Raw genomic sequence first — 4,825 nt, 5'->3', positions numbered from 1 at the left:
CGAAAAAGCCGGCTGCCGGCGGGGCGGCCGCCATCACTTACGCGGACGTGCTCAAACTGTTGCAACTGGAGATCCCGGAGGACCAGATCCTGAACCAGGCTGTGCTGCAGCACGCGCCCTTGACGGTCCAGCAGATAGACTTCCAAGGCCGGGTGGATCAGGCCGATATACATGGCGGTATCGGCCAAAGCGCTGCTGCGAACCTGGCCCTGCGCGTCCATCATCGGTTTGGCTTGGCGGTCGGCTATGTAGCGGGCCAGCTTGAGGTTCTGCCATTGGTCATAGGCGTCCTGGCGGCGTTGCGCTTGGCGGTCTTGCCAATAAAGCATGGCGCCGCACAGCAAGGTCAAACCCAGCACGACGACCAGCGCCAGGCGCAGATCCAGGCGACGCCACAAAGGCAGGGCGGGGCCGCTCATGCTTGTGCCTCGAAGCGGTAGCCAACGCCCCAGACGGTCTGGATATAGCCTTCGCCTAACTTGTTACGCAAGCGGTTGATGTGGGTGTTGACGGTGTGGTCATAGCCATCGTGGCCATAGCCCCAGACCTGATCCAGCAGCTCGGCGCGGCTGAAGGCGCGCAGCGGCTGGCGGGCGAAGTGCCAGAGCAAATCGAACTCACGCGGCGTCAGCACCAACTCGGTCGGCCCCAACCAGGCGCGCCGCTGCACGCGGTGGATATGCAGGCCGCCGGCCCTGACGTCGACCGGCTCGGCCGACGCCTGCATGCCCGCCGGCCCGAGCGCCGTCGGCTGGCCCATACGGCGCCAGAGGGCGCGGATGCGGGCCTGCAGTTCGAGCACGCTGAAGGGTTTGCTGAGGTAGTCGTCGGCGCCCAGCTCCAGACCCAGCACCCGGTCAAGTTCCGAGCTGCGCGCCGTCAGCATCAGGATGGGGGTGCTGTTGCCGCGCTCGCGCAAGGCCCGGCAAACCTCCAAGCCACCCATGCCGGGCAGGCGCAGGTCCAGCACGATGGCATCCCAGGGGCCGGCGTCGATGGCGCTGTTCAAGCCGTCAACGCCGTTGCCCAGGCAGACCACATGGTCGGCCAACTCGCTCAGGTGCAGATGCAGCAGGGCGGCGATATCGGGCTCATCTTCGATCACCAGGATGCGGCGGGGCGGGCCGGCCGGGCGCGGCACCGCGGGCAAAGGCGAAGAAGAAAAAGTCGGCTGAGGCATGGGTGAGTTCCGGTCAAGTCTTAGCGGCCATTAGGCCGCCAACGCGCGTCCAAGTCTTCACAAAAGAATCACAAGACGGTGGCCACGCCAAGAAACGCTTAGCTTTTCGTTATGAAAGCGTGACATCTTTGGCATGCGCTGTTTTTAGCATGGACTTACCGGTTGAGGCACGCACTGCGCCACGCCCGGCGGACCTTCTCCTCCACACTTTTTGCTCAAGAAAGTACTGCCATGTTCAAACTCACTTTTTCTCTTCAGGCCGCACTCGGCACCGTCGCGCTCGCCACCCTGGGCGCCGGCTCCGTCGCCCAAGCGGCCATGGTCGATATCAAGGTCAGCGTGCAAAACCTGGCGCCCGTCAACAGCGTCAGTTTTGCGCCGCTGCATGTGGGCTTCCACAACGGCAGCTTCGATGCCTTCAACCTCGGGCAAGTCTCGACGGCGGCGATTCAATCGATCGCCGAAGGCGGCAGCGGCACCGCTTGGCAGGCGGCTTTTGCGGCGGCCGACCCCATGGCTACCCGTGGCACCGTGGGTGGCCTGCTGCAGCCCGGCGAAACCCGCAGCCTGAGCTTCAGCGTGGACACGGCGCTGAACCCCTTCTTCAGCTTTGGCGCGATGGTGGTGCCCAGCAATGACTTCTTCATCGGCAATGACTCCCCCACCGAGTACCGCTTGTTCAACGTGCTAGGTCAGCTGCAAGTAGGGGCCATCACAATCAAAGCCCGCGAAGTTTGGGACGGTGGCTCCGAGGTCTTCGATCCTGCTGCGGCCGCCTTCGTCGGCAATAACGGCTTGCGCACCGACCAGGGCGGCGTGGTCAATTTCAACTTCGCCGAGCTGGCCGGTTTCAACGGGCTGACTACCGGCGCCGGCTACGTCTTCAACAGCCAGCTGGGTTTTGACAGCGAGGTCTACCGGATCAGCTTTGAGAACATCAGCGCCGTGCCCGAGCCGCAAAGCTATGCCTTGATGGCGGCCGGCTTGCTGGCTCTGGGCGGGCTGGTGCGCCGGCGCGGAGCCGCGCGGGGCTGATGTCGTATACCCGGAAGAGCTTGGCGATACCATTTCTTCCGGGTATTTTGCTTCAGCCGATGTGCGAAGCCAGCACCGGGAACAGCTTGATCAGCCCATCGGCCAACAGCTCCACCGCCAGCGCCGCCAAAATCAGGCCCATCAGACGGGTCATGATGTTGATGCCGGTCTGGCCGAGCGCGCGGGCGATACGGCCCGAGGCCGAGAACACCAGATAGGTCACCAAGCCCACCACCACGCCGTAGCCGACCAGCACGGCCAACTCCCACCAGTGGCGGGTCCGGTCGGCGTAAATGACCATGGTCGAGATCGTTGCCGGCCCGGTCAGCAAGGGGATGGCCAGTGGCACGACAGCAATGCTGGCGCCGCTGTCGGCCTTGTTGGCGGCCTCACTCAAATCATCCTTGCGGGCTTCGGCCGGTTGGGCGTTGAGCATCTGCAGCGAGCTGATCAAGAGCAGGGTGCCGCCGCCGACCTGGAACGAGGCCAGGGTGATGCCGAAAAACCCGATGATCTTCAGCCCCAGCAAAGCGCTCAAGCTGATCACCACAAAGGCCGTGAAAGAGCTGACCACGATCGTGCGCTTGCGCTGCTCGCGCGTCAGATGGCTGGTGAAGTGAATAAAGAAGGGCACCACGCCGATCGGGTTGACGATGGCGAGCAGGGCAACCAGGGGTTTGTAGATGTCCATGGGTGGATTGTGTCGCTTGTTGTCAGTTATCGGGCCAAGTCGCGCAGATAGTCCAGGCCCTGGGCGGCGCGCGGGCCGTACCAGCTCAGCAGCTCGCCGTCGACCAGCTGCACCTTGGCCTGCGGGCACAAGGCCTGCGCCTGGCCCAAGTGCGAGGCGTCAAAGCGATAGGGCTCCGAGCTGAGCAGCACGCGGTCGATCTGCGCCAGCCAGGCCTCATCGCCCAGCAGTTGCGGGTAGCGCGCCGCGCCGGACTCGCCGCCGTTGAGCGCCGGCCAGCTCTGCCAGCCGACGGCGACCAGCATGCGGGCGATATAGGTGTCACGCGCGATCGTCATCCAGGGCTCGCGCCAGATCAGATACAGCACGCGCTGCGCCGGCCAGCTTTTGTCTGCGCAACGCTGCAGGGCCAGCGCCAACTCGGCCGCCAGCTCGGCGCAGCGTTCGCTCACGCCCGGCTCGGCATCAAAGTGCGTCTCCATTTGCGCCAACAGGCCCAAGTTATCGGCCGGCCCCTGCGGGTGGGTGATGATGATGTGGGGCACAAACTCGCGCAGCGCAGCGAGCGTTGCCAGGCGGTTCTCGTCCACATTGACGATCACATGGGTCGGCGCCAATTGGCGCAGCTTGGCCATATTCACATCCTTGGTGCCGCCGACCTTGGGCACGTTCAGCAGCGCCGCCTGCGGATGAATGCAAAAGCCGGTGCGTGCCACCAGCCGCGGCCCCAAGCCCAGCGCCACCAGCAGCTCGGTGATGCTGGGCACCAGGCTGGCGATGCGAAGTTCTTTCGTCACAGCGACGCGTCGTCAGCCGGCGCTTCCTGCAGGGCCAGAAAGACGGCGCAGCAGCCGCGCAGATAGACCAGCGTCGGCAAGACCAGGGCAACCGCGAACACGACGCCGCCGCCGACCAGGGCGGCCATGCCCAGCGGCGTCGCAGCCACCGGCGCACCGGTGGCACCCAGGCTGCGCAGGCCATAGCCAAACAAGCCCGCCATCAATTGCTGGGGGGGCACATCAATGCCGATCAGCCAGACCATCAAAAACGCCATCGCGCGGCCGCCGCTGACGACCACAAAGCTGACCGCGGCGCTGACCAAGCCGGTGGTCAACAGCACCGCCATCATCAAGGCGCCGGCCTCCAGCGCGCCGTGCCGCAGCTGGGCCAGCAAAAGCCGGGCGGTGCCGATGGCGCTGCGCCCGCTCCAAACGGCAGGCCCCGTCAACGGCCCGACGATGACCGCGCCGCTGAAGGCCATCACGCCCAACAAGACCACGCCCAACGGTACCAAGAGCGCAAACAACGGCGCGCCGACCCAGGGCAGCTTGACGGCCCAGAGCAGCGCCAGCAAGGCCGCCAATGTCGCGGCCATCAAGGCCAGCAACATCAACAAGCACAACAACACCTTCGGCACCACGCGCAGCGCGTCATGCACGGCATCCGCCACATCGCGCACCGGCAGTCCGCGCGCCTGGTCCATCAGCAGCAGGCCGGTGGTGTTGACGCCCAAGAAGGCCGCTGCAAGGCCCAGCGCCGCCCAGATCACCCCCCAGGTGCTGTCATCCTTGGCCAGGGCCGATTCGGCCGACGCCAACATCAAGCCGGCCAAACAAAAGGCGCTCAATAAAGCGTAAAGCGCGCGGCCGTTGCGCGGCGCATCGATGCTGGCGAGCACCCGGTTAAGGGCATGAAGTGAGAGTTTTTGGGGCATGGCCGGCATCATAGCCAGCGCCCCGACCCGCCCTGTGGCGGGGCGGCGGTCGACGACGAAGCCACCATTCGCACGCTGTCGACGCTAGGGTTTTTTCTGTCGGCGAAAAAACAACAAATACCCTGCCGAGAGTGGGCGAGGCTAGACCCTTCGCCCATAATCATTTACCTGTGTATGGAAGCCGCACCTTCGCTTGAATGGTTCA

5 protein-coding genes and 1 pseudogene are annotated in these 4,825 nt (G+C 64.9%); 1 reads left to right on the top strand and 5 read right to left on the bottom strand.

Annotated elements, in window-relative coordinates; translation table 11 throughout:
- A pseudogene (locus tag RMO57_RS03735) lies at positions 1-419 on the bottom strand (hypothetical protein); the annotation flags it as partial.
- A complete protein-coding gene (locus RMO57_RS03730) occupies positions 416-1,180 on the bottom strand; it encodes a response regulator transcription factor (protein WP_310384354.1) in 765 nt (254 codons plus the stop codon). The pseudogene RMO57_RS03735 and the gene RMO57_RS03730, both read right to left, overlap by 4 nt.
- A gap of 231 nt (positions 1,181-1,411) precedes the next feature.
- On the opposite strand from RMO57_RS03730, the gene RMO57_RS03725 reads away from it, so the two are divergent.
- The gene (locus RMO57_RS03725) at positions 1,412-2,215 is read left to right on the top strand and encodes a spondin domain-containing protein (RefSeq protein WP_310384352.1); all 804 of its coding nucleotides are present in this window, start codon (positions 1,412-1,414) and stop codon (positions 2,213-2,215) included.
- 52 nt (positions 2,216-2,267) lie between these two features.
- Here the strand turns inward: RMO57_RS03725 and RMO57_RS03720 are convergent, their stop codons facing one another.
- Genes RMO57_RS03720 through RMO57_RS03710 form a run of 3 tightly spaced genes read right to left on the bottom strand, consistent with a single transcriptional unit; the run spans position 2,268 to position 4,620 of the window.
- Entirely contained in the window at positions 2,268-2,906 is a 639-nt protein-coding gene (locus tag RMO57_RS03720) for a MarC family protein (RefSeq protein ID WP_310384350.1), read from the bottom strand.
- 26 nt (positions 2,907-2,932) lie between these two features.
- Positions 2,933-3,703: a helical backbone metal receptor gene (locus RMO57_RS03715; protein ID WP_310384348.1), complete on the bottom strand. Its 771-nt coding sequence runs from the start codon at positions 3,701-3,703 to the stop codon at positions 2,933-2,935.
- Complete coding sequence (locus RMO57_RS03710) at positions 3,700-4,620, bottom strand: hypothetical protein (protein WP_310384347.1); 921 nt, start codon at positions 4,618-4,620, stop codon at positions 3,700-3,702. The genes RMO57_RS03715 and RMO57_RS03710 overlap by 4 nt, the downstream gene beginning before the upstream one ends.
- Positions 4,621-4,825: the final 205 nt, after the last annotated feature.

This window comes from Roseateles sp. (assembly GCF_031397715.1).
GTDB lineage: Bacteria > Pseudomonadota > Gammaproteobacteria > Burkholderiales > Burkholderiaceae_C > Paucibacter_A.
Note: the sequence above shows the minus strand (reverse complement) of the source record. Positions and strands in the feature narration are given on the sequence as shown.